Source organism: Sphingobacterium sp. KH_072 (assembly GCF_057837975.1).
Genome location: NZ_CM174457.1, coordinates 2,739,950 through 2,761,838, shown reverse-complemented (window position 1 = coordinate 2,761,838; position 21,889 = coordinate 2,739,950). Strand labels below are relative to the sequence as shown.

Annotated in this window: 20 protein-coding genes and 3 tRNA genes; 14 read left to right on the top strand and 9 right to left on the bottom strand. The window is 41.2% G+C overall.

Annotation, left to right across the window (positions count from 1 at the left end; genetic code table 11):
* The first annotated feature begins 212 nt into the window (after positions 1-212).
* Genes AC3IRT_RS12450 through AC3IRT_RS12440 form a run of 3 tightly spaced genes read left to right on the top strand, consistent with a single transcriptional unit; the run spans position 213 to position 3,535 of the window.
* Entirely contained in the window at positions 213-1,196 is a 984-nt protein-coding gene (locus AC3IRT_RS12450) for a formylglycine-generating enzyme family protein (protein ID WP_489393539.1), read from the top strand.
* Positions 1,197-1,225: 29 nt separating this feature from the next.
* Complete coding sequence (locus AC3IRT_RS12445; RefSeq protein WP_489393538.1) at positions 1,226-2,542, top strand: Gfo/Idh/MocA family oxidoreductase; 1,317 nt, start codon at positions 1,226-1,228, stop codon at positions 2,540-2,542.
* A gap of 3 nt (positions 2,543-2,545) precedes the next feature.
* Complete coding sequence (locus AC3IRT_RS12440) at positions 2,546-3,535, top strand: FAD:protein FMN transferase (protein ID WP_489393537.1); 990 nt, start codon at positions 2,546-2,548, stop codon at positions 3,533-3,535.
* Positions 3,536-3,608: 73 nt separating this feature from the next.
* Here the strand turns inward: AC3IRT_RS12440 and AC3IRT_RS12435 are convergent, their stop codons facing one another.
* A complete protein-coding gene (locus AC3IRT_RS12435) occupies positions 3,609-5,492 on the bottom strand; it encodes a RagB/SusD family nutrient uptake outer membrane protein (RefSeq protein WP_489393536.1) in 1,884 nt (627 codons plus the stop codon).
* A 10-nt stretch (positions 5,493-5,502) separates the two neighbouring features.
* The gene (locus AC3IRT_RS12430) at positions 5,503-8,730 is read right to left on the bottom strand and encodes a SusC/RagA family TonB-linked outer membrane protein (protein WP_489393535.1); all 3,228 of its coding nucleotides are present in this window, start codon (positions 8,728-8,730) and stop codon (positions 5,503-5,505) included.
* A 1,136-nt stretch (positions 8,731-9,866) separates the two neighbouring features.
* On the opposite strand from AC3IRT_RS12430, the gene AC3IRT_RS12425 reads away from it, so the two are divergent.
* Both AC3IRT_RS12425 and AC3IRT_RS12420 read left to right on the top strand, forming a co-directional pair.
* Positions 9,867-10,982 carry a phosphotransferase enzyme family protein gene (locus tag AC3IRT_RS12425; RefSeq protein ID WP_489393534.1) on the top strand — a complete coding sequence of 372 codons (1,116 nt, stop codon included), beginning with the start codon at positions 9,867-9,869 and terminating at the stop codon, positions 10,980-10,982.
* 5 nt (positions 10,983-10,987) lie between these two features.
* A complete protein-coding gene (locus tag AC3IRT_RS12420; RefSeq protein ID WP_489393533.1) occupies positions 10,988-11,623 on the top strand; it encodes a carbohydrate-binding family 9-like protein in 636 nt (211 codons plus the stop codon).
* 1 nt (position 11,624) lies between these two features.
* Here the strand turns inward: AC3IRT_RS12420 and AC3IRT_RS12415 are convergent, their stop codons facing one another.
* Entirely contained in the window at positions 11,625-11,972 is a 348-nt protein-coding gene (locus AC3IRT_RS12415; protein ID WP_489393532.1) for a hypothetical protein, read from the bottom strand.
* 117 nt (positions 11,973-12,089) lie between these two features.
* On the opposite strand from AC3IRT_RS12415, the gene AC3IRT_RS12410 reads away from it, so the two are divergent.
* Both AC3IRT_RS12410 and hpf read left to right on the top strand, forming a co-directional pair.
* Complete coding sequence (locus tag AC3IRT_RS12410) at positions 12,090-12,971, top strand: tyrosine-type recombinase/integrase (protein WP_489393531.1); 882 nt, start codon at positions 12,090-12,092, stop codon at positions 12,969-12,971.
* Positions 12,972-12,985: 14 nt separating this feature from the next.
* Positions 12,986-13,327, top strand: a complete 342-nt coding sequence (gene hpf, locus AC3IRT_RS12405) for a ribosome hibernation-promoting factor, HPF/YfiA family (protein WP_489393530.1) — start codon at positions 12,986-12,988, stop codon at positions 13,325-13,327.
* A gap of 94 nt (positions 13,328-13,421) precedes the next feature.
* On the opposite strand, the gene AC3IRT_RS12400 is transcribed toward hpf, so the two are convergent.
* Positions 13,422-13,775, bottom strand: a complete 354-nt coding sequence (locus tag AC3IRT_RS12400; protein ID WP_489393529.1) for a hypothetical protein — start codon at positions 13,773-13,775, stop codon at positions 13,422-13,424.
* A gap of 307 nt (positions 13,776-14,082) precedes the next feature.
* Between AC3IRT_RS12400 and AC3IRT_RS12395 the strand changes: the two genes are divergently transcribed.
* The 3 genes from AC3IRT_RS12395 to AC3IRT_RS12385 all read left to right on the top strand — a co-directional run bounded on the left by AC3IRT_RS12395 (position 14,083) and on the right by AC3IRT_RS12385 (position 16,930).
* Positions 14,083-14,292: a hypothetical protein gene (locus AC3IRT_RS12395; RefSeq protein WP_489393528.1), complete on the top strand. Its 210-nt coding sequence runs from the start codon at positions 14,083-14,085 to the stop codon at positions 14,290-14,292.
* A gap of 1,058 nt (positions 14,293-15,350) precedes the next feature.
* A complete protein-coding gene (locus AC3IRT_RS12390; protein WP_489393527.1) occupies positions 15,351-15,911 on the top strand; it encodes a TetR/AcrR family transcriptional regulator in 561 nt (186 codons plus the stop codon).
* Between the two features lie 158 nt (positions 15,912-16,069).
* A complete protein-coding gene (locus tag AC3IRT_RS12385; protein ID WP_489393526.1) occupies positions 16,070-16,930 on the top strand; it encodes an alpha/beta fold hydrolase in 861 nt (286 codons plus the stop codon).
* 76 nt (positions 16,931-17,006) lie between these two features.
* Here the strand turns inward: AC3IRT_RS12385 and AC3IRT_RS12380 are convergent.
* Positions 17,007-17,084 (bottom strand) — tRNA-Val (locus AC3IRT_RS12380).
* Between the two features lie 46 nt (positions 17,085-17,130).
* Positions 17,131-17,203: transfer RNA gene (locus tag AC3IRT_RS12375), tRNA-Phe, on the bottom strand.
* Between the two features lie 305 nt (positions 17,204-17,508).
* Here AC3IRT_RS12375 and AC3IRT_RS12370 point away from each other — a divergent pair.
* Together AC3IRT_RS12370 and AC3IRT_RS12365 are read left to right on the top strand one after the other, a co-directional pair.
* A complete protein-coding gene (locus AC3IRT_RS12370) occupies positions 17,509-18,045 on the top strand; it encodes a DUF1572 family protein (protein WP_489393525.1) in 537 nt (178 codons plus the stop codon).
* Between the two features lie 55 nt (positions 18,046-18,100).
* Positions 18,101-18,565 carry a GNAT family N-acetyltransferase gene (locus tag AC3IRT_RS12365; RefSeq protein WP_489393524.1) on the top strand — a complete coding sequence of 155 codons (465 nt, stop codon included), beginning with the start codon at positions 18,101-18,103 and terminating at the stop codon, positions 18,563-18,565.
* 17 nt (positions 18,566-18,582) lie between these two features.
* On the opposite strand, the gene AC3IRT_RS12360 is transcribed toward AC3IRT_RS12365, so the two are convergent.
* Positions 18,583-18,807 (bottom strand): helix-turn-helix domain-containing protein, encoded by a 225-nt coding sequence (locus AC3IRT_RS12360; RefSeq protein ID WP_489393523.1) that lies wholly within the window; start codon positions 18,805-18,807, stop codon positions 18,583-18,585.
* A 79-nt stretch (positions 18,808-18,886) separates the two neighbouring features.
* On the opposite strand from AC3IRT_RS12360, the gene AC3IRT_RS12355 reads away from it, so the two are divergent.
* Positions 18,887-19,078: a SymE family type I addiction module toxin gene (locus tag AC3IRT_RS12355; RefSeq protein ID WP_489393522.1), complete on the top strand. Its 192-nt coding sequence runs from the start codon at positions 18,887-18,889 to the stop codon at positions 19,076-19,078.
* A 51-nt stretch (positions 19,079-19,129) separates the two neighbouring features.
* On the opposite strand, the gene AC3IRT_RS12350 is transcribed toward AC3IRT_RS12355, so the two are convergent.
* Positions 19,130-19,202 (bottom strand) — tRNA-Phe (locus AC3IRT_RS12350).
* Positions 19,203-19,390: 188 nt separating this feature from the next.
* Between AC3IRT_RS12350 and mnmA the strand changes: the two genes are divergently transcribed.
* On the top strand, positions 19,391-20,482 hold the full coding sequence (gene mnmA, locus AC3IRT_RS12345) for a tRNA 2-thiouridine(34) synthase MnmA (RefSeq protein WP_489393521.1): 1,092 nt from the start codon (positions 19,391-19,393) through the stop codon (positions 20,480-20,482).
* A gap of 106 nt (positions 20,483-20,588) precedes the next feature.
* Here the strand turns inward: mnmA and hisD are convergent, their stop codons facing one another.
* The gene (gene hisD / locus AC3IRT_RS12340; RefSeq protein WP_489393520.1) at positions 20,589-21,887 is read right to left on the bottom strand and encodes a histidinol dehydrogenase; all 1,299 of its coding nucleotides are present in this window, start codon (positions 21,885-21,887) and stop codon (positions 20,589-20,591) included.
* Between the last annotated feature and the right edge of the window lie 2 nt (positions 21,888-21,889).

Here is a 21,889-nt window from a genome sequence, read left to right as displayed (position 1 = left end):
GTTAGTTCCTCTAAGATAGTCAATTGTTTATTATTTTTCTTCATCACAGGTATTTCCAGTGCATTTGATGTCAAAAAACATACAACTAGCATCATTCGTAAAGATTTTGTTAGAATTGCCATAATGGAGGTCTTAAATAGCTTAGCGTAGCCGAATAATTTTGGAACTGACAATTATTCCTTATATTGGATTATCTATATCAACCTATTGAAATGATTGCCAATATATTAAAACAGTCGTTGACGACAGTTAGTCTAATTATTACCATTTCCTGTGCGCAAGCACAAAACAAACACGAACGATACGTACAGCAACTAGAAGGAACTTCGTTGCAGTTTTCTATGGAAGCGATTCCGGGAGGCGAATTTGTAATGGGAAGTTCCAAAGGGGGGGCTTCCGACGAGCAACCTGCACATCAAGTGCTGATTGCGCCTTTTTGGATGGGAACTTTTGAAGTGACTTGGGATCTGTATGAGCCATTTGTGTATAAAGATCTTGAAGTAAGACATAATAGTCAAGAAAAGCTAGATCCGAAGGTGGATGCGGTCACGCGCCCGACAAAACCGTATTTAGATATGACCTTTGGAATGGGCAAGCAAGGCCATCCAGCCTTGGCCATGACGCATTACAATGCAATACAGTTTTGTAAATGGCTTTACATGCGCACCGGAGAGTTTTATCGCTTACCAACCGAAGCCGAATGGGAATATGCTTGTCGTGCTGGTTCTACCACTGCCTATCCTTTTGGGGATGATGCAACGGGATTGGATGAGTACGCTTGGTTTGCATCCAATAGTTCTGGTAAAACAGCTGCTGTAGGTAAAAAGAAACCAAATGCTTGGGGACTGTTTGATATGCTCGGCAACGTGGCAGAGTGGACTTATGATCAGTACGATGCTGATTTTTATCAGCAGCATGCCGATGGTGTAGCGGACAATCCGGTTCTAGTTCCGACCAAACTGTATCCGCACAGTGTTCGTGGTGGCTCTTTTGATAGTGCTGCGCCAGAGCTGCGCTCGGCAGCACGGATGGCTTCGGATCCGATCTGGAAACAACTTGATCCACAAATTCCAAAATCCAACTGGTGGTTTCCTGAAGCACCTTTCGTAGGTCTTCGATTGGTAAGGCCACTAACAAAACCATCGCACGAAGAGATTATGGCTTATTATGATAAAGCACCCCTAAAAGACTTCTAACTATTATCTATTATAACAACAAATCTAAAATGATGAATAACTTTAACCGACGAGATTTTATGAAAGCGGGCACGACCTTGGCCGCGACTACCTTTTTAGCCTCTACTAGTCTGGGGCGAATATTTACAGCTGGATCAGACGAGATTAAAATTGCCCTAGTTGGATGCGGTGGCCGCGGAACAGGAGCGACATTTGATGCATTTGCTTCTGGACAGAATATTAAGCTCGTGGCGATGGCAGATGCCTTTCAAGATAATCTGGATTCGACGTATAACACATTGAAAGAGAAATTTGGCGATAAGATCGATGTGCCTGATAGCCGCAAATATGTTGGTTTTGAAGGTTACAAAGCAGCCATCAAAGATGCCGATGTAGTATTGTTAGCCACGCCTCCTGGATTTCGTCCGATGCATTTCGAAGAGGCTGTGAAAGCTGGCAAACATGTGTTTATGGAAAAACCGGTAGCGGTGGATATTCCCGGTGTGCATAAGGTGCTAGCTGCTGCCGAAGAAGCAAAGCGCAAAAAACTAAACGTAGTCGTGGGTCTGCAAAGACGTTATCAAACTAATTATAGAGAAGCTATTAAACGCATTCAGGATGGCGCCATTGGCGATATCCATTCGGGACAAGTATATTGGAATAGCGGTGGCGTGTGGGTAAAACCGCGTACGGCTGGACAATCTGAAATGGAATATCAAATGCGTAACTGGTATTATTTCAACTGGTTGTGTGGAGATCATATCGTAGAGCAGCATGTGCACAACATAGATATCGCCAATTGGGTCAAAGGAAAATACCCTGTTTCTATTCAGGGAACAGGCAGTCGTGCGCATCGCACGGATAAGCAGTACGGAGAGATTTATGACAATTTCGCGGTGGAGCTCACCTATGATGACGGATCGGTGATCTATAGCCAATGTCGGCATTTTGAAGGCATCTCGAACCGTGTAGACGAAACATTTCAAGGTACGAAAGGCCGCGTATACCTGTCGGCCGGCAATCAAGCCGTATTGTGGGATGCGCGCGGAAATGAAATTTATCGTCACGATCCAAAAGGAAATCCGAATGCGTACCAACAAGAGCACAAAGAATTGTTTGAAGCGATTGCCAATAATGAATATAAGTTTGATAATGCCGAATATGGCGCTTACAGCACCTTGACAGGTATTATTGGTCGCTTAGCTTGTTATACTGGGCAGGTAATTAAATGGGATCAGGCAATGGCTTCTCAGATTGATTTATCGCCAGAAAAGTATGCGTGGGATGCCAATCCAAAAGTATTGCCGGATGCAAATGGTATTTACCAAGTAGCTGTTCCCGGTATCAATACCGAATTATACATTTAGTCCATGCGTCGAGCGTTTTCGGCTATAGTGCTATTTCTTTTGGTCTTTTGCGGTGCTTTGGCACAGCAAAAGACCTTTTTTATAGAAGGAAGAGCACAAGGTACCACGTATCAGGTGCAGTATGTTGCTGATCATGAAATTGTCCAAAAGTCGTCGGTAGATAGCGTGATGCAGGTTATGGACCAATCCATGTCGCTTTACCAGCCTCATTCTTTGATTAGCATGTTCAATCGGCAGTATCATGCCAAATTAGCAATTGATACTCATATGGCAAATGTAGTCCGTGCAGCGTTTCGAGTGCATGAACAGTCCAATGGTTTGTTTGATATCACCGTGAAGCCGCTTGTAGATTTATGGGGCTTTGGAATGGAGAATGTGGATTATTTTCCCCAAAAAGCAGCGATTTATCGTGTCTTGTCTTTTGTCGGGATGGAAAAATTGTGGCTACAAGGAGATACTTTGTACAAACGTGATAGTCGCGTAGCTATTGACCTCAATGGTATTGCACAGGGCTATACGGTGGATGTGCTGGCGCAATGGTTGGATGAGAAAAATATCGAAAGCTATTTGGTGGAAGTGGGAGGAGAAATCCGAACGAAAGGCAGGAAATCAAATGGAAATCCCTACGAGATTGCGATCGAAAGACCAGAAGAAGCACAATCATCATCATTCGTATTGCAGCTGACAGATCTTGCCGTGACGACATCGGGCAATTACCGAAAAGAAACTTATCACGAAGGGAAAAAAGTGCATCACCATATCGATCCGACTAGTGGCTACCCACTACAAAATAATGTAGTTAGCGCAACCATTATCGCGCCGACCGCGATGGAAGCAGATGCATACGACAATGTATTTATGGCAATGTCGCCTCAAGAAGGGATTGCTCTAGCCAATCGGCTACCGGGAATAGAAGTGTATATCATTTATGAGGAGAACGGCTCTTTCCAAGAAGCATTTTCTGATGGATTTATGCCCTTTGTGAAGCCATAAATCGAATCTTTACTTATAAAATTAAGGCCTGAAAGATCACTCTTTCAGGCCTTAATTTTTACAGGATTACGGGCTATTCGTAACCTGGATTCTGTGCCAATTTGGTGTTTCGGTTGATTTCATCCCGATGGAAAGGCATAAAATACATTTTATCATTCCATTGTCGGTTTTCGATCCCAGGTTCCAATTCCACTGGTGTGTAGGTATAATTGTAATTGTCTGGATTGTACTGATAAGTACGTACTTGAGCACCCGGCTTCAATGTGCCTACCACATTAATCAAGCGGATTTTTGAACCCGTCGTTTGTGGCGCAATCATCCACCGGCGCGTGTCGAAGAAACGATGCTCTTCAAAAGCCAACTCTACACGTCTTTCATTGCGGTAGCGTGTGCGCAGTTGATCGCCCGTTTCGATGATCGCCGGCATTCCTGCTCTGAAACGAATCTTATTAAGCCAGTTTTTGGCTTCTACATCTTCGCCCAATTCGATACACGCTTCTACATAGTTCAACACCGCTTCCGTATATTTCAATACTGGCCATGGAATATATTGACGCGTATTTTGATCTACTACGGCTGGATCAGGATCCGTGAATTTTCGGAAGTAATAGCCAGTATACGATCCGTTCCAATCCTCGATCGGACTATTCCGAGTGTCCAATCCTTGGTGCGTGATAATGCCGCCGGCTGCGTTATTGACTTGATAACGACCTGTTTGTATTTGGTTGAAAGGATCGCGCCCTGCTACATCCGAGGTGCGTGGTTTCCAATCTGCGCCATCATACAAGATCGTGGCGTAGAATCGTGGATCTCTGTTCTGATAGGGGCTGCTACTGTGTGCGCTATTTTGCCAAGAGAAACGTGTTCCATCTGCCATTTCATAATCATCCACTAGATTTTGGATCGGCGTATTTCCTGCCCAGTTGTGATAGCCATTAGGTCCATTGTTTCGCCCAAGATAATTACCAGCTTCGTCTTTCAAGTCAATGAAATAACGACCTAATAATAATTCTGATACACCATCTGCTGGCACTGTTTTACTGCCGCCTCCCAAAGATAATACCATGTAATTGTCGGTGCCTTCTTCTGTCGTTGCAGGTGCGGTCAAGTTCATTTCATAACCTAGATTGGTCATCTGTACCACTTGAAAAGCAGCATCTTTCGCTTTTTGCCAGCGCTCGCTGCGGCTGCCACTCGTATATCCTAAAAACTGCGGCCCGTCGTATCCTGCGATCGTAGTAGCTTTCGAAGATGCGGTGCTGATATCGTGCAGATCACTCGCAGCATACAACAATACACGTGCTTTCAGTGCCAGTGCAGCTACGTCTGTCGCGCGGCCTTGTCCGCGGCTGCCTCCTGTTAATAATTCAGCTGCGCGATCACAGTCGTTCACAATAAAATCTACACATTCTTCATAGGAATTCCTTTCGGCTGTGTAATCGTCTTCTCCTAACTCATAAACGCGGTCGATCAGTGGCACAGCGCCGTAAAACCGTATTAACTGTTGGTAATAGTATGCGCGTAAGAAATACGCTTGTCCCAACAAATTATTTGCTCTTCCGTTGTCGGAAAACATAGGTTCCGTTAGGTTTTCAATCGCGATATTACACGCTCGAATGCGTCCATACAACGGTCCATAGCCATAGCTATCTTTAATCATCCCCTGATCCGCCGAGTTAGAACGTGATTCTGTAATGGTATTAATTCCGCGGCCAGGATGCGTAAACATGGATTCGTCCGTCAAAGAAGATTGCATTTCTTCATCAAAACCACCTTGGCCTAGGCCATTGTAGATTTCAAATACAAATGCTTCGGCTAAGGCCGGATCACTCCATGTTACTTCTTTGGGTACTTCTTCTAATGGTTGCGTGCTGACAAAGTCATCGTTACACGAAATCAGTGATTGTGTAAATATGCAGGCGATTAGATACGTATATATTGTTCTTTTATTGCTCATGATTCGAATATTAAAAAGTTAGGGCTGCGCCAAAATTGATGACTCGCGCTTGTGGATAATACTGTCCGGTTTGGGTGACAGATTCGGGATCGTAGGCTGTCATCTTACTAATGGTGAATAAATTCAAACCATTCGCATACACCCTAAAGTTATTCACGCCAACTTTTTTGGTCCATTCTACTGGAAAATTATACCCTATTTCGACATTTTTTAGGCGTAGATAGTCGGTGCTTTCCAACCAATAAGTATTGCCGCTCGAATAATACTGATCGCTTCGATCCGTAATGCGCGGATGCTCGCTGCTCGGGTTGTCAGGCGTCCATCTCTTTTCATAAAATTGAGAAAGATAATTTCCGATAGCGCCAGACTCCTCCGTGCTCACTGGAAGTTCTGCACCGGCCGCTCCTTGAAATAGAATCGTCAAATCAAAACTCTTGTATTGTAAGCCGATATTTACACCACCCTGAAAGGTTGGGATGTTGTTTTTATCCCGACGTACACGATCATCTGGCGTGATTTTGCCATCGCCATCGTAGTCAATGAACTTCATGTCTCCAGGGCGCAAGTTGTTGGTGATTGCGCTGTAGTCCAGTGTGTTGGCGGCGATGTCTGCTTCGTTTCTAAAGACGCCGTCGTGAATGTAATACATGCCAGCATTCAACATTCTGCCAGTCGTACGTTGCCATTCTGGCGCGCCAGCGGCCTCATCCCAGAAGAGAATCTTATTTTTGGCATAACCACCATTTACGTTGATGTTATAACGCAGTTCACCTACGCTTCCATTGTAGCCAATGTTGAGGTCAAAACCTCTGTTTTCCATCTTGCCAATATTCTCGGCAGGTAGCGTCATACCGGTACTTTGTGGTACCGATGCATTGCGTTGCCACAAAATACTGCTCCGACGATTGAGAAACATATCGAATTCGAAGTTGACTTTGCCATTGAATAATTGACCGTCCAATCCTATGTTGTAATTGTTGGCTACCTCCCATGTAATGAAGCTATTTGGTACACGCGTTTCATAAAGCGATTTTACCAAATTGCCATCTACGATGTATGTGCCAAAACCATAAGTCGAAAAGTATTGGTACTCCTGTAATTCGTCGTTGTAAAATATATTATCATTACCCATTTGGCCATAAGACCCACGTAGTTTCAACGAGTTTACAAAAGGAACGTTATCCTTCCAGAAACTCTCTTCGGAGATACGCCAAGCGGCTAACACCCCGGGAAAGAATCCGTATCGGCTTGCTTGTGGAAACATGTACGAACCATCGTATCTCCAAAGAAATTCGGCGATGTATTTTTCTTGATAATTGTACCCTAAGCGACCGAAATAGTTGAGTCGAGCGCGTTCCCAAGCACCACCGCCATTGTCTTTTTCCGCATCACCACCAGCAAACATCTGATCGATGGCCGAAGAGATGAAGTAACGTCTAAATGCGGAGAAGTTGTCATTACGAATAGTTTCTCGGTTCACACCCGCCATCAAATTGAAACTGTGATCGCCAAAACTGCGATCATAGTTGGCCATTGCACCAAGCAATATGTTGAGTTGATCTTCATTGCCTTGGCTCAAAGCCGGGTCAGGCCGTGGGCCGCGCAATCCCGGTATCAATTGTGGTGTCACGCCGTCAGCTTCGTAATCTCCTTGCCAGCTATACAAATACCAAGGTGTTTCCCAGCGCTTGCTTTGTTGGATGTATTTATCGGCCGATGCCGTACCGGTAAATTTTAAACCTTCTACACCGGGTATTTTGATGTCGATTTGTCCGTTGGTTTGGAAATAATAACGTTTGCTACGGTCGTAACCCGTTTGGTCGGTGGTAATCACGACGGGGTTTTCGCCGTTCTCAATATCTGGTCCTGGTAATCCATTGGGCCAATAAGCTGGCTGTGTTGGGTTGCCACGCATCAGCATCCGAAAGATGGTACCAGCACTTTTTGTTGGGAAATTACGATCTTCCTGTCTTCCAAGTACACCAACGCGCACACTTACATACTCATTGATTTCTCCTTCCAAGTTGATACGCATATCATATTGGCTATAGTTGGTGGCGGAGTTTTTGTAAAACGCATCTTGAGTTTGGTATCCGATCGAAGTGAGGTAGCGAAAGTTTTCCGATCCGCCGCTCAATTGCAGGTTATGTTGCGATTGCGGTGTCCAATTTTTCAATGTTGCGCCATACCAGTCGGTATTCGGATGAGTCCAAGGATTGGATCCGTCGCGGTAAAGCTGGAAATCCTGTGGGGAAAAAGGTGCTGTGATGGTGCTGCCGTTAGCTCTTTCGAAGACGCCTTGATTGCGAAAAGCGGTGTTCGCAGCAGACCACTCACTGACGGGTAGTTTGAAGATTTCCAACTCATTACGCATTTCTGCATATTGTGCCGCATCGGCGAGTTTAGGAATTAAAGTAGGTTGCGAAAATCCTTGATTGAATGTGTAAGAAATAGACGGTTTTCCTTCTTTCCCTTGTTTTGTCGTTACGAGGATAACGCCGTTGGCGGCGCGCGCACCGTAGATAGCCGCCGCAGCATCCTTCAGTACAGAAATGTTGTCTATGTCTTGCGGGTTAAGCCGTTCAAATCCACCTTGACGTGCTGGAATACCATCAATTACGATTAAAGGTTCTGAATTTCCAAAAGTATTCGTACCCCTGATGCGGATATTTGATCCGTCATTGCCTGGTTCTGCACTTCCTTGCGTCGCTGTAATACCCGCCATGCGGCCTGCTAAAGCGTTAGAAACATTCAATGTAGGCGATTTTACCAAGTCAGCGCTTTTCACCGTCGCTACCGAGCCTGTTATGGTTTCCTTCTTTTGCGTACCGTAACCGACTACCACTACTTCCTCCAAGTTGGATAAATCATCTTGCATGGATATCGACAATGTTGTGCGTTGATTCACGGGTTCTTCGAGCGTTCTGTAGCCAACCATGGTAAACACGAGTGTGGCATCTGTTGGCACATTTTCTAAGGAGAAAAAACCTTCTGCATTGGTGCTAGTAGCAATTTGAGTACCTTTCACGACAACGGATACGCCAGAAATTGCTTCATTTCCAGACATCGAATTTACGCGTCCGGTGATAGTTGTTTGCTGCGCAAATAATAGGTCGTTTTTGTTGTGCAACACGTGCAAGGGAGACTCTTTGGCCAGAGACTCCTGAATTGGCAGCGCCAATAGTAGAGTCAACATGGGGCAAAAAGTCTTCTTAAGGACTTCTTTACGAATGTTCATAGTACAATGATGTAGGTTTATAGAGTTAGTAGTTTATATTTTTTTGATAACTAGTAGGACTGTAAGTGTGTTAAGTCCTGCTACGTTTTCATTGGTGATTATAAACTTAGGGATTGTGGTTCAACTATCCAAGAATATTTCTATAAAAATCATATTCTTTTCCTGTGCAAATGAATTTTTTAGCAAAAAAATAGTGCTTTTTTGTATTTAAAATTTGTAGATAAATCACCAGGAGATATGATTGTATTTATGCTTTTTTATTGGTAATTGACTGGTTTTTATAAAGGTTATCTAAATCATTGATGATGATGGAGTAAATATTGTACTATTAAAAATGAATGACGATTCTTTCAGATTTGGAGCTTATCTGATATGTTCATTTGTTCTTTATTGTAGTTGGTAAAATATTGCTGGTTTAGAAAGGTGAAAATATGTTTGCAAATTTGAAACACTTGAGATCGAAGTTTCCCGTAATTTGGTGAGGATCTTTACTAATTATTGACCTTGCTTCCATTTTATAAAGAGGCATATATCTTCTTGCAAAATTTATCAATACGTTAGAAAGTGGATGGAAATATACTGTTAGAGATTTAAATCTTGTAAAACTTACTATTACAACTCTGGCATTTAAATCTTTTTAAAGGCAGAAAGAAAAGAAGCAGCTTTACTATGCTTTGCCTATGCGAACGCATAATGTATTTAACCTGTCCGCATCTAGGGCAGCGTATTGCCGGTTTTTTTTTATTTTTACTCAAAATCAATACTAGTTAATTTGTCTTACTGTAATAAAATTTACTTAAAAATAAACTTTTAGATATCTTATATTTCTTTTTTTGGTTAAAAATTATCTTTTATTTTTAAATTTTAACAATATTTTGTTATGGATGTATTTGTTTCCCGAGTACTTCCCAATACTTCTGATGACGCTATCGGCATAGCGCAATAATCTACACTAATAGACATGATATGATTAATCCATTGCTTTCAGCTTAGTTAAATGCAGAATTACAAAGATGATGCAATCGATTGCATTGGCAATCGACTTTTAGAAGTCTATCTATTTTCCCATATTGCAATGCGCTTTTATTAACCAATTTTTTGGCGCAAATACTTAGAAAAACATACCGAATACAAGCATGGGAAAGGATACAGATCTGATATTGTCGATAGCCACACACTTTCAAACAGAAGGTACGATCACACAAGCGAGCCGTTTTGGATCAGGCCACATCAATGATACGTTTCGCTTAGATGCCAAACAGGATGATTATCCATCTTATTTGCTGCAGCGTATAAACAGATTTATTTTTCCTGATGCAAAACAATTGATGGATAATATGGACTTGGTATGTCGTCATTTGCAAGCAAAGATCGCGCATTTGGGGAAAGAACAAGTACAGCGTAAAACACTCTCTATCATCCCAACAAAGGAGTCGACACTTTTTCACGAAGATGCACAAGGTGACAGCTGGCGGATGCTTCGATTAATCGAAAATACGCATAGCGTTGATTTGGTGGAATTGCCTGCACAGGCATATGCTGGTGGTGCTGCTTTTGGTGCATTCCAGTGGCAACTGGCCGATCTAGATGCCAAAAGACTGCATGTGGTGCTACCGCGCTTTCATGATATCGACTATCGATTGGAGAACTTAAGCAAAGCGTTGCTTGTCCATCCTTCTGGCAGAACAACCGAGCCAGCGGTGCAAGAACTGCTGCAAGCAATGGAAGTGAGAAAGGACGATATGCGTCGGGATTTTCAAGAACATGTCGTTGCCTCATCACCCTTACGTATCATTCATAATGACACAAAATTTAATAATTTATTACTAGATAAGGATGGTCAGCCGCAGTGTGTGATCGATCTAGATACTGTGATGCCAGGTTTTGTGGCCTTTGATTTTGGCGATGCCATTCGTACTATTATTAATCGCGGGCAGGAAGACGATCCGAATCTTGATCACATAGTGTTGAACATGCCGCTGTTCGAAGCATACACCAACGGATATTTGCGAGAAGCTCGCTCGTTTCTTACGGATGCGGAGATCGAGTCATTGCTTTACGGTGTATATTTGCTGCCGTATATGCAAGTCCTACGCTTCCTGACGGATTATCTTTCGTACGATCCTTATTACAAAATCAAATATCCATCGCATAATTTAGTGCGTGCTCAAGCACAATTTAAGTTGCTGACCGAACTGGAGGCGAACCGTCCTGTATTGCAATCCATATTACAACATGCTGCTAATTCTTAGATAATATGCTTCCAATAATCTTTACATCTGCGCGTACCCAAGATTGGCAAAGCTACAACGATGCGCTAAACGTATTTTCAGCTGCCGACTGGCATGCTATTGATTCGGTGAATTGGCCAGATCAATTTCCCTATGCACCAACTGTACGTTTTCAGGCAATGTATAACACCGACTTTTTGCTACTGCATTATGCTGTGGAAGAGGAATTTGTGCGTGCCCAAGCGGTGCGGCATAATGAAGCCGTGTATGAAGATAGTTGTGTAGAGTGTTTTATTTCTTTTGATGCCGGCCAGACGTATTTCAACATAGAGTTTAATGTGCTGGGCACAGGGCTGATTGGCCAAAGAAGTACTGTTAGTAAAGAAAAAAAGCGATTGGAAGCCGATTTAGTGAATCGGGTAAATACCTTCACCAATGTGCGGCAGATCGCCGGAAAGAAGAGTTGGCAAATGGCGTTGGCTATTCCGTTTGACATCCTCGGGCAGGATGGGAGTGCACTTACAGGCACATCTGCACATGCGAACTTTTACAAGTGCGGGGATAAATTGCCTGTACCTCACTATCTTTCTTGGAAACAGATTCATATGCCCGAACCCAGTTTTCATGCGATAGAGTATTTCGGCGAGATCGCTTTTTTGTAACTTAATCTTTGCTTAAGGAAAGTGAACCAGTGGTGCCATAAGCGGTAATCACGATGCCAGTCACGATAAAAAATAGTCCGACGATCTGTACCCAAGAAAGCGATTGCTTGAAGTATAGCGCCATACCAAACTGAACGGTTACAAAGGTGCCACCGGCACACAATGCGATCACGATTGGTTGTGGGAAATAGCGGAATAGCTGGATTAAAAACCAGCTGGCGGTCAATAATATGGCGTTTCCTGCTATAAATGCGTGCCAATGATATTTAGGATACATACCGCCATACCTGAACAACACGCTCGATAGCAACTGACAAGCCCAAAAGGCAATAAAATATAGCGCATTCATACCATTATATTTAAGAAGTCAAATCTACCTATTTTACTTGAAATTTGATATTCTTGACGAAGGCCTATTGTAAATCCATTCTTTCTTTGTTAAATTACAACAAACGGATTCGAACCTATGCAAAACGAACGATTTTTGAATTATCTAACCCACGAACGGAGGTTTTCGCACCATACCGTGATCGCTTATGCGCTGGAGTTAGAGCGACTCGAAAGTTTTCTAAAGGCGGAACAAACGACGATGGATCAAGTCGATTATCGCGTTCTGCGCTTTTACATCAGTGTGCAGAAGGAATCGGGTAGGGCGTCCACCTCGGTCAATCGAACTATTTCGGTATTGAAATCTTTCTTTAAGTATCTCTTGCGAGAAGGAATTGTTGGGCAGAATCCGGCGACAGCCTTGAAGTCACTGCGAACACCCAAAAAACTTCCGGTCACGGTAGAAAAGGAAAAGTTAGTGGCGCTGCTCGATCAGGAAACAAGTCGCACACTCACTTTTTCGGAAAGACGGGATTTATTGGTGATGGAGCTATTATTTGGTACGGGGATTCGTTTGTCTGAACTTTTGGCTATTACCGATGCAGATATTGACGGATACGGCCGGCAGATCCGTGTTTTAGGAAAGCGGAACAAAGAGAGGTTGGTGCCTATTCATGATCTGCTTTATGATCAGATCATTAGCTATCAAGCAGAAAAGAAATCTGTGTTTTTACAAAACATGTCGACCCATCTGATCGTTACAAATAAAGGGAAGCCTGCGTATGCATCGATGATTTATCAGATTGTAAAAAAATATCTGACACTCGTCACTTCACAAAGCAAACGCAGCCCGCACGTGCTGCGGCATAGCTTCGCGACATCACTTTTAGACAATGGAGCTGATTTGAATGCGATAAAGGAAATATTAGGTCATGCCGGACTGGTTGCTACACAGGTGTATACCCACAATTCGGCAGAGCGATTAAAGTCTATTTATAAACAAGCCCATCCAAAGGCTTAAAAAAAGGAGGAAAAATGAATATTACTGTACAATGCATTAAATTTGATGCAGACCCTAAGTTAGTTGAGTTCATTAATAAGAAAGCGGAAAAGTTGGAACAGTTTCTGGACAACATTATCGACGGACTTTGTAACTTACGTGTGGAAAGTGTCGGAGGTGAGGCCGACAAGTTTGTAGAGTTCAAGTTTAATATCCCTGGGAATCAATTATTCGCAAAAGCACAAGCCAAAAGCTTTGAAGAAGCAATTGATATTGCATTGGAGTCGATTCGCCGACAGATTAATAAACATAAGACTAAAACACGTACCAACGCTAGTAATCACAAAGAAGTGATTAACCAGACGGAGGAGTTTTAGAGAATCAAGATGGCGCAGCGATGCGCGAACTTACAATAATAAAGGGAACCATTTGGTTCCCTTTATTCATTATGTAAACCGCTGATGCGGTGGGCTACATATCTTTTATATCGTCTTTAGCTTCGTTCGGATCTTCCGTATCAGGTAAGTCCTCTGGCTTGCCTTCCTCGGTGTCTGGCACTGGAATATTTTCGTCTTCCTTCTCAGGTTTGTCGACTTCTTTCTTATCTTCTTTATGCTTTTTCTCGATGCCTTTATCATCACGAATTCGCTGATCTTCGGTCGGCTCAATCTCCGATCTGTAGTTAATAGGCCGATTGTTGGTCATGGCCCACGCCTGAATGCCAGGAGTTGGATGGTGTAATGGATTCGTATAGCAAAGAATCGCTCCGATAATGATCGTTGAGCTTTGAGGTCGTTCGTCTGTGTTGTGTTGTGTTGTCATCATGTCAGTACTAATTTTAGAAATGCAGCGCTATTAATTGAACAGTAGACTTATAAAAAAGTTTATAAAATATGCCGATTAATTTCGAGTGAGATAATATTCATCAGGTTATGTTATACAATATAAAGGTAATACATGGATTGTTACCTGTTATTTAAGAAATTATGAATCATTATTTAACAAACAACTGGATTATCCGTTATTCTTCAGGTTTAGTTACCAACAATTATTAAGGATAGCCAACATGTAAAAGTAGGCTTTTGAGGGTTTACCGTAGAAAGTTGCAAATAAATAAGTGCAGCTTAGCCAGATGAAAATAACAGCCCAAGATTATATCATCCAAGCAATACTAGATTGCCTAGAAGATACCATCCAAGGAAAAGGAATCAAATTGTTAAATCACGTCGCCTACGATCTCAATAAAACAAATAGTTATATACATTTTACACCTATGGATGGAAGGGAGTTTAAATCCGTCGATGCATTTTGGTTAGGCTACATTGTAAAAGAGTATATATAAGGAAAGAGATATCTAAAAAAAATTAGATCTTAGTGAGAATTTATGAATAAACATCCACTTTTCCGTCAGACCATCCTCATTGCTAGTATTGCTATATTCATATTTAGCCTTTACATCTTCATACTTTCAGACGAACCTGTAGATACGAAACTTCGCGCTTATGTAAAATTCTTATCCAGTGTGGTCGGAACATTATTTCTTGTTATTTTATATATTAGATATAGGAATGAAAAAAATAGTGGACTTTAAATCAATATAATGAGCTTGTATTTTATAAAAATTGGACTGCAATTACTGTAATTGTGAAAATTATAATCACGATATAGGATATATACGTAACAATTAATTTTAAATTTCCCTAAATATTGAATTTTATAAATATATTTATTATCATTGTGTCATAATAATATGTAAGCCCAGCCCCCGGGTAACAAATAGTAGTTAGGTACTGACCTCCTGAATTTTGGTAGATACAGGAGGTTTTTTTTATTTTACAGTACCTCTATTTTTTCCAATTCATTTACGAGTATTCTGCTGCTCAAATACACTAAAATCATGATTTCACGCCGTTTAATACGGCAACCCGTAATTAAACAAATGTCACTATAGCTAGTTTTGTTCCCTATATGATGATTACAACGCAAGATTATGTTTTATTGGCAATACTCCAATTTATGGAGGAATCTGCGGAAGGAGAAAGGCTGCGGTTGCTATGTAATATCGAATATGATATAGGTGTTAAAAATAGTTGGATTAAGTTTAGTCCAAAGGATGGATCTGATTTTAGATCTGAGTATGCTTTTTGGCTGGGGTATCTGGTGAAAGAGTTTGTATAGGAAGTAATGATATCAAAAAAGGTGACGCTACCAAAAATTTATGGTTTATAAAATGTTTTGTTTGATAGTATTCATGAAATTGAATATTCTTATCAGCGTATCTTTTAATATTTTTCCATTTATCGTTTCAATAGCCTGTTCTTGATTAAAAAAATGAGTTCTTATAACTTTCATTAGTTACCGAATGTTTGGTAAAATATAATTTAATACTATATTTGTACCATGAGACCACAGAAAGTTTTAGATCGTGATTTAATGGATGGCTTGGCCAAGGTGTTCCGTTCATTGGGTTATGAAGGAGCAAGTTTGCAGGATCTATCAGAAGAAACTGGATTAAAGAAAGCAAGTCTTTATCACCGCTTTCCGAATGGGAAGCAAGAAATGGCGGAATCTGTACTGTTCCATATGGGACAATTAGTTGAAAAGAAAATTTTTGCCGTGTTGTCTGACGAAAAAGTTGAACCAATAAGTAGATTAAAACTAGGAGTAGAACAGATAAAGCTATTTTATGAAGGGGGAAACCAAATGTGTATTTTCAGAACTTTATCTATGGACAAAGGCTTGCAGCTTTTTGAGGATAATCTAAAAGCTGGTATACAGCAATGGATCTCTTCTTTCGTAGAGCTCGGGTTAGCATTTAATTTACCTTCTGAAAAAGCAGAACAATTAGCCATTAAAAATATGATAGATATTCAGGGAAGTTTGGTTCTGTCTAAAGTAATGAATGATGTAAGCATTTTCGAAAATGCACTGAAAAATATAGAGGAGAGATATAGTAGTTAAAAAATTTGAATTAATTATTTACCGTTCGTTCGGTAAAAAATTATGAGATAGTCTGAAATGTGCATTTATGGTCCATTTCATATTAAGCGTTTACTAAACGGTAGAAAATTACATGTAATGACATAATAGGACAATAGACTTATTTAAGAAAAACAGATATGAAAACAACAAAATTTAGGAAACTACAGGTAAATGGTATTAATATCGCTTATCGCGATGCGGGCAATCCCGAGAAACCAACACTATTGCTACTGCACGGATATCCTGCTTCTTCCCACCAATATAGAAAAGTACTTGATCAGTTGTCCGACGAGTTTCATTTAGTCGCTCCAGATTATCCAGGATTTGGCGATAGTGATTTTCCTGCACCAGACCAATATGAATATACTTTTGACAATTTGGCTAATACGATAGATGCTTTTTTGGAAAAAAAGGGATTGCGCTCTTATGCTATAGTCATGCAGGATTATGGTGCTCCTGTAGGTTTTAGGATAGCTACAAAGCATCCAGAAAGAGTGACTGCTATTATCACGCAAAACGGAAATGCTTATGAGGAAGGTCTTGGGGAAGGATGGAAACACATCAAAGAATTGTGGATAGACAGGAATGAGAAAACAGAATCTGTATTATTACCGGCCTTTTCGATGGATGGTTTGAAAAACGAATATACACATGGCACCAGAAACGAAGAAAATGTGAATCCAGATACTTGGCACTTAGACTATTTGAGAATGTCTCGTCCTAATGCACATAAAATAAATCTAGACCTGTGGTACGATTACCAAAATAATATAAAGTTATACCCAATATGGCAAAAATATCTTCGTGATCATCAGCCGCCTCTATTGATTGTTTGGGGCAAAAATGATGTGTATTTTCCAGAAAGTGGAGCGGCAGCATTCAAAAGGGATGTTAAAAATATAGATTACAACATTTACGACACTGGCCACTTTGCTATGGAAGAAGAGGGAGAGGCTATAATCGAGAAAATCCGAATTTTTATGAGAGGAAAAAAATAGATAATAGAATATTCTAAGTGAGTACTTAAAATAAAAAAACGCAATAGTTTTGACTAATGCGTTTTAAAGAATTACTTGGTGGGAAATACTGGGTTCGAACCAGTGACCCCTACCTTGTCGAGGTAGTGCTCTAAACCAGCTGAGCTAATTTCCCAATAAAAATGCTTTACTTGAGGTGATTCATCATCACTTTTTAGAGGTGGTGCCAGCTGGATTCGAACCAGCGACACAAGGATTTTCAGTCCTTTGCTCTACCGACTGAGCTATGGCACCTTAAGTTTTTATTTTAGATCTGTTACTTTCAGATTTAGGTTGCTATCGGCATTTGTTGCTGATAACGTTACAAAGGTATAAAAGTGTCGATAAAATGCAAATGCTTCGGTAATAATTATTCGTAAGAGGCATCAAATCACCACAATAAAATTGCGCTTACACATCTTAGAAGTGGTAAAATAGCACCTATCTCGCTTCAAGTAGAAATTTTTAAGAATTTGATTAAATTGCTAAGAGGAATTTTGTCGTTTTTTTTAAGTTAAAACAGACCTTTTTACTTTCAGGTACAACATAATATTAGTAAGATGATTTTGGATTATTTAAACAGTGCAAAAAGTCAATTCGCGTATTACAAAAGATTGGGCGATGAGACGTTTGATCAACTTACAGATGATCAGCTTTTTGAGAAGCGAAGTTTGGAAAGCAATAGCATCGCCAATATAGTTATCCATTTGTGGGGAAATATGAGGTCTCGATGGACAGATTTCTTAACTACTGATGGTGAAAAGTCTTGGCGTCACAGGGATGCCGAATTTGACGATCTGGTGCTAGATAGGGCAGTGCTGCTACAGAATTGGGAAGAAGGTTGGGATTGCTTATTTCAATCGCTGAATGCTTTGCAAGAGTCGGATTTTACGAAAGTAATTTACATTCGTAACGAAGCGCATTCAGTTGTTGAAGCGATCAATCGGCAATTGGCTCATTATCCATATCATGTTGGTCAAATCGTATGTATTGGCAAAATGTTGATCGGTTCTGAATGGAAGTCGTTGTCGATTCCTAAAGGAAAGTCAGACGATTATAATGCAAGCATGCTTTCAAATCCGAACAAGCAGTTTTAGGTTGATTTAGGTTTTCATAATCAAATACTTAAATCCAAAATAGTTATATTAATATATGATAATATCAAGAATAGATAAATCAGAGTACGAATCGGTTGTTGATTTATTTAATGAATACCGCATATTCTACCAGCAGCAATCTGATAAGGACTTGGCCCGTGAATTTATACGACAGCGCCTCGAAAATAACGAATCCATCATCTTCGTCGCTAGCGATGCCTCTTCGGGCGATGCCATCGGCTTTACACAATTGTACCCTAAGTTTTCGTCCATGCGAGCGGCGAGAAATTGGGTGCTCAATGATCTTTTTGTCGATCCAAATTATCGCAAACAAGGTGTCGGTGAAAAGCTGATCCATAAAGCCATGGAATTTGCGAGATTGGATGGCGCCACGTTTGTAGATCTTTCTACGGCAGTAGATAATTACACCGCGCAAAGACTGTATGAGCAGATTGGATTTGAGAAAAAAGGCAATGACTCCGAATTTTATGATTATAGAATAACGGTTTCTACAATATAGTATTAGAGGTTATGTTGTTATTCTTCAGAAAAGTTAAGTAATTCCGCTAAAGAGATTTCCAACGCAATCGCAATCTCAAGCAATGTATATAAAGTAGGGTTTACTTTTCCACTTTCCAACTTTTCTATTGCTTGACGATCTTTATTGCATGCTCGAGCTAGGTCAGATTGACTCAGTCCTTTTTTGTTACGATGTGCAATAATCTGCTGTCCGACTATCTGTTTAAGTTTATCTCGTGTCACCCTTCAAATGTCCAAGAATTTGCTAAGGAGGTTGTCATATAATAAGTTGACAATCTTAGATTTTTTGTAAATTAGATGTATGGTAAGAAAGATCACTGATGAGCAGAGAAAATTGACGATATACAAAAAGCAGCAATTTCGCACTGGCAGAGTAACTTCGGTTCCCGAAATAAGGCTACAGGGGAAATGGCTTGAAAAGCTCGGTTTTAAAACAGGACAAAAAATATGGGTAGAACAAAATAAAGGTAAGTTGATTATTACAATTATGTAATTAAATAAAAAAGAAGAAAAAAGGGGAAAGGTTTATTTAGGAAAATTTTTGTGGTGCCAGCTGGATTCGAACCAGCGACACAAGGATTTTCAGTCCTTTGCTCTACCAACTGAGCTATGGCACCTTTTGCAGCAATATTCTTGTTGTTTGTTGCGTTGCAAATGTAGCTTCTTTTTTCTGAAATCGAAACATTTCTGGTAAATAATTTCGGGTTACAAAGCAAATGCCTGATTTGTATGCAGATAATTTTTGACAACAAATAAACAAGGGAAAAGATTATTAAGGGTATCTTTGTCCCTCCATTGAAATGCTATGAGTAAAAGAGGAAGAGTATTGGTAGCAATGAGTGGCGGAGTAGATAGTTCCGTCGCTGCGGTAATGCTCCATGAACAAGGATATGAGGTCATCGGAATCACGATGAAAACCTGGGACTACGCTGCTTCTGGCGGTTCGTCGAAGGAAACTGGATGCTGTAGTTTGGATAGTATCAATGATGCGCGATCACTAGCCGTAGGTTACGGCTTTCCACATTATATATTGGATATCAGAGGTGAGTTTGGCGACTTTGTGATCGACAATTTTGTCGATGAATACATTGCCGGCCGTACGCCCAACCCATGTGTATTGTGCAATACGCACATCAAGTGGGAAGCCTTGATGAAGCGTGCCAATATGTTGGATTGTGAATTTATTGCCACAGGGCATTATGCGAATATCAGATTGCACGACAACAATCGCTACGTGATTTCTAAAGGTCGCGACAAGAATAAAGATCAATCTTACGTGCTTTGGGGTGTAACCCAAGAGAATCTGGCACGTACGCAGTTTCCGTTAGGAAACTTTACTAAGGCCGAGATTCGGCAGATGGCATTGGATATGGGGCAAAAGGAATTAGCTTCTAAGTCAGAAAGTTATGAAATTTGTTTTGTACCAGAAAATGACTATCGTGCGTTTTTGCGACACAAAAAACCGACCTTGGATCAAGAAATTGGTCCCGGAAACTTTTTGTTATCAGATGGTACCGTGGTTGGCCAACACATCGGCTACCCGTATTTCACGATTGGACAGCGCAAAGGACTGGGAATCGCTTTAGGAAAGCCAATGTTTGTGTTGGAGATCTTACCAGAAAGCAATTCTGTGGTGTTGGGTGAAGAGCATGAGTTAGAAAAATCACAAGCTTTCGTGCGTGACGTGAATTTGGTTAAATACGCTTCATTCGATCAACCAATGGAAGCAGTGACTAAGATCCGTTATAAAGATGCCGGTATGCTTTCTACGCTTACACAACAGGGTAGTACGATGCAGGTGGATTTTATGCACAATGTAAAAGGTATCGCACCTGGACAGTCGGCCGTTTTCTACGAAGGCGATGATTTGTTGGGAGGTGGTTTCTTAGTAAAATAATCATCATTAAACTGATTGCGATAGCATAATCAACTTTTCGATCATAAATAAAAAAGTCCTTTGCTAACAATAGCAAAGGACTTTTTTATTTCGGTACAGTCGATCTTTAGGATTCTAGATCTTTTAGGCGAATACTCACGGCATTTTTATGGGCTTGCAAACCTTCTAGTTCGGCCAATATTTCGACCGTCGATCCGATTTGGCGTAAGCCGTCCGAAGATAATTGCTGAAACGTAATCTTTTTCACGAAAGAATCTACCGACACACCAGAGTATGATCGGGCGTAGCCCGCTGTAGGCAAGGTGTGGTTCGTGCCAGAAGCGTAATCGCCCACACTTTCTGGTGTGAGGTGACCTAAAAAGACCGATCCGGCATTGAGCACACCATAAACCATACGCTTCCATTCATCCGACTGAATAATGAGATGTTCTGGCGCATACTTATTAGAAAATGCCAAAGCTGTAGTGATATCCGCAGTGCAAATAGCATAGGAGTTTTCTATGGCTTTTTGTGCAATGGCAGCGCGTGGAAGATCTCGTAATTGCTGTTCTAAAGCTTGATTTACCGCTTCAATCAGTGCCGAGCTGGTCGAAACAAGTACCGCTTGGCTATCGGCGCCATGCTCGGCTTGTGCTAGCAAATCGGCAGCAATATACTCGGCATTCGCCGACTCATCCGCAATCACCAATACTTCTGAAGGTCCGGCCGGCATATCAATGCTTACCTGTGTGCGACTCTGAATAAGTGATTTTGCTTTGGTGACAAACTGATTGCCTGGCCCAAAAATCTTGTCTACACGTGGTACGCTTTCCGTTCCGAAAGCCATCGCCGCTACCGCTTGAGCACCACCGGTTAAGTAGATTTTTTTAATTTGCAACAGCTTTAAGCAATACGCGATAAAACCATTGACTTTGCCGTCTTTTTGCGGTGGCGAACACACCACAATTTCCTTGCAGCCCGCAATACGCGCCGGCACGCCCAACATTAATAAGGTTGAAGGCAGTACGGCCGAACCGCCGGGAATGTACAAGCCCACTTTCTCAATTGGTCGCACTTCGCGCCAGCAGGTAACGCCCGGCATGGTTTCGATCGTGCGTTCTTTCTTGAGCTGGGTAGCGTGGAATTTGTGAATATTTTGAAATGCAATCTCCAATGCCCTTTGTTGCTGCCGAGAAATGGTTGCCGCCAATGCTTCGATTTCAACTTCATCCAAGTACAGCGCATCCAGCGCAATCTGATCGTATTTCAATGCCAGTTGCCTCAAGGCATCATCTCCGTTCTGCTCGACTTGCGCAATGATCTCCTCTACCGTATCCTGAATTTCATTGTTAGGATCCGTATTCCGCAAGGTGAGGCGGTCAATGTCTTCTACAGATAGCTGTGCGTATTGATACGTTTTTAACATAC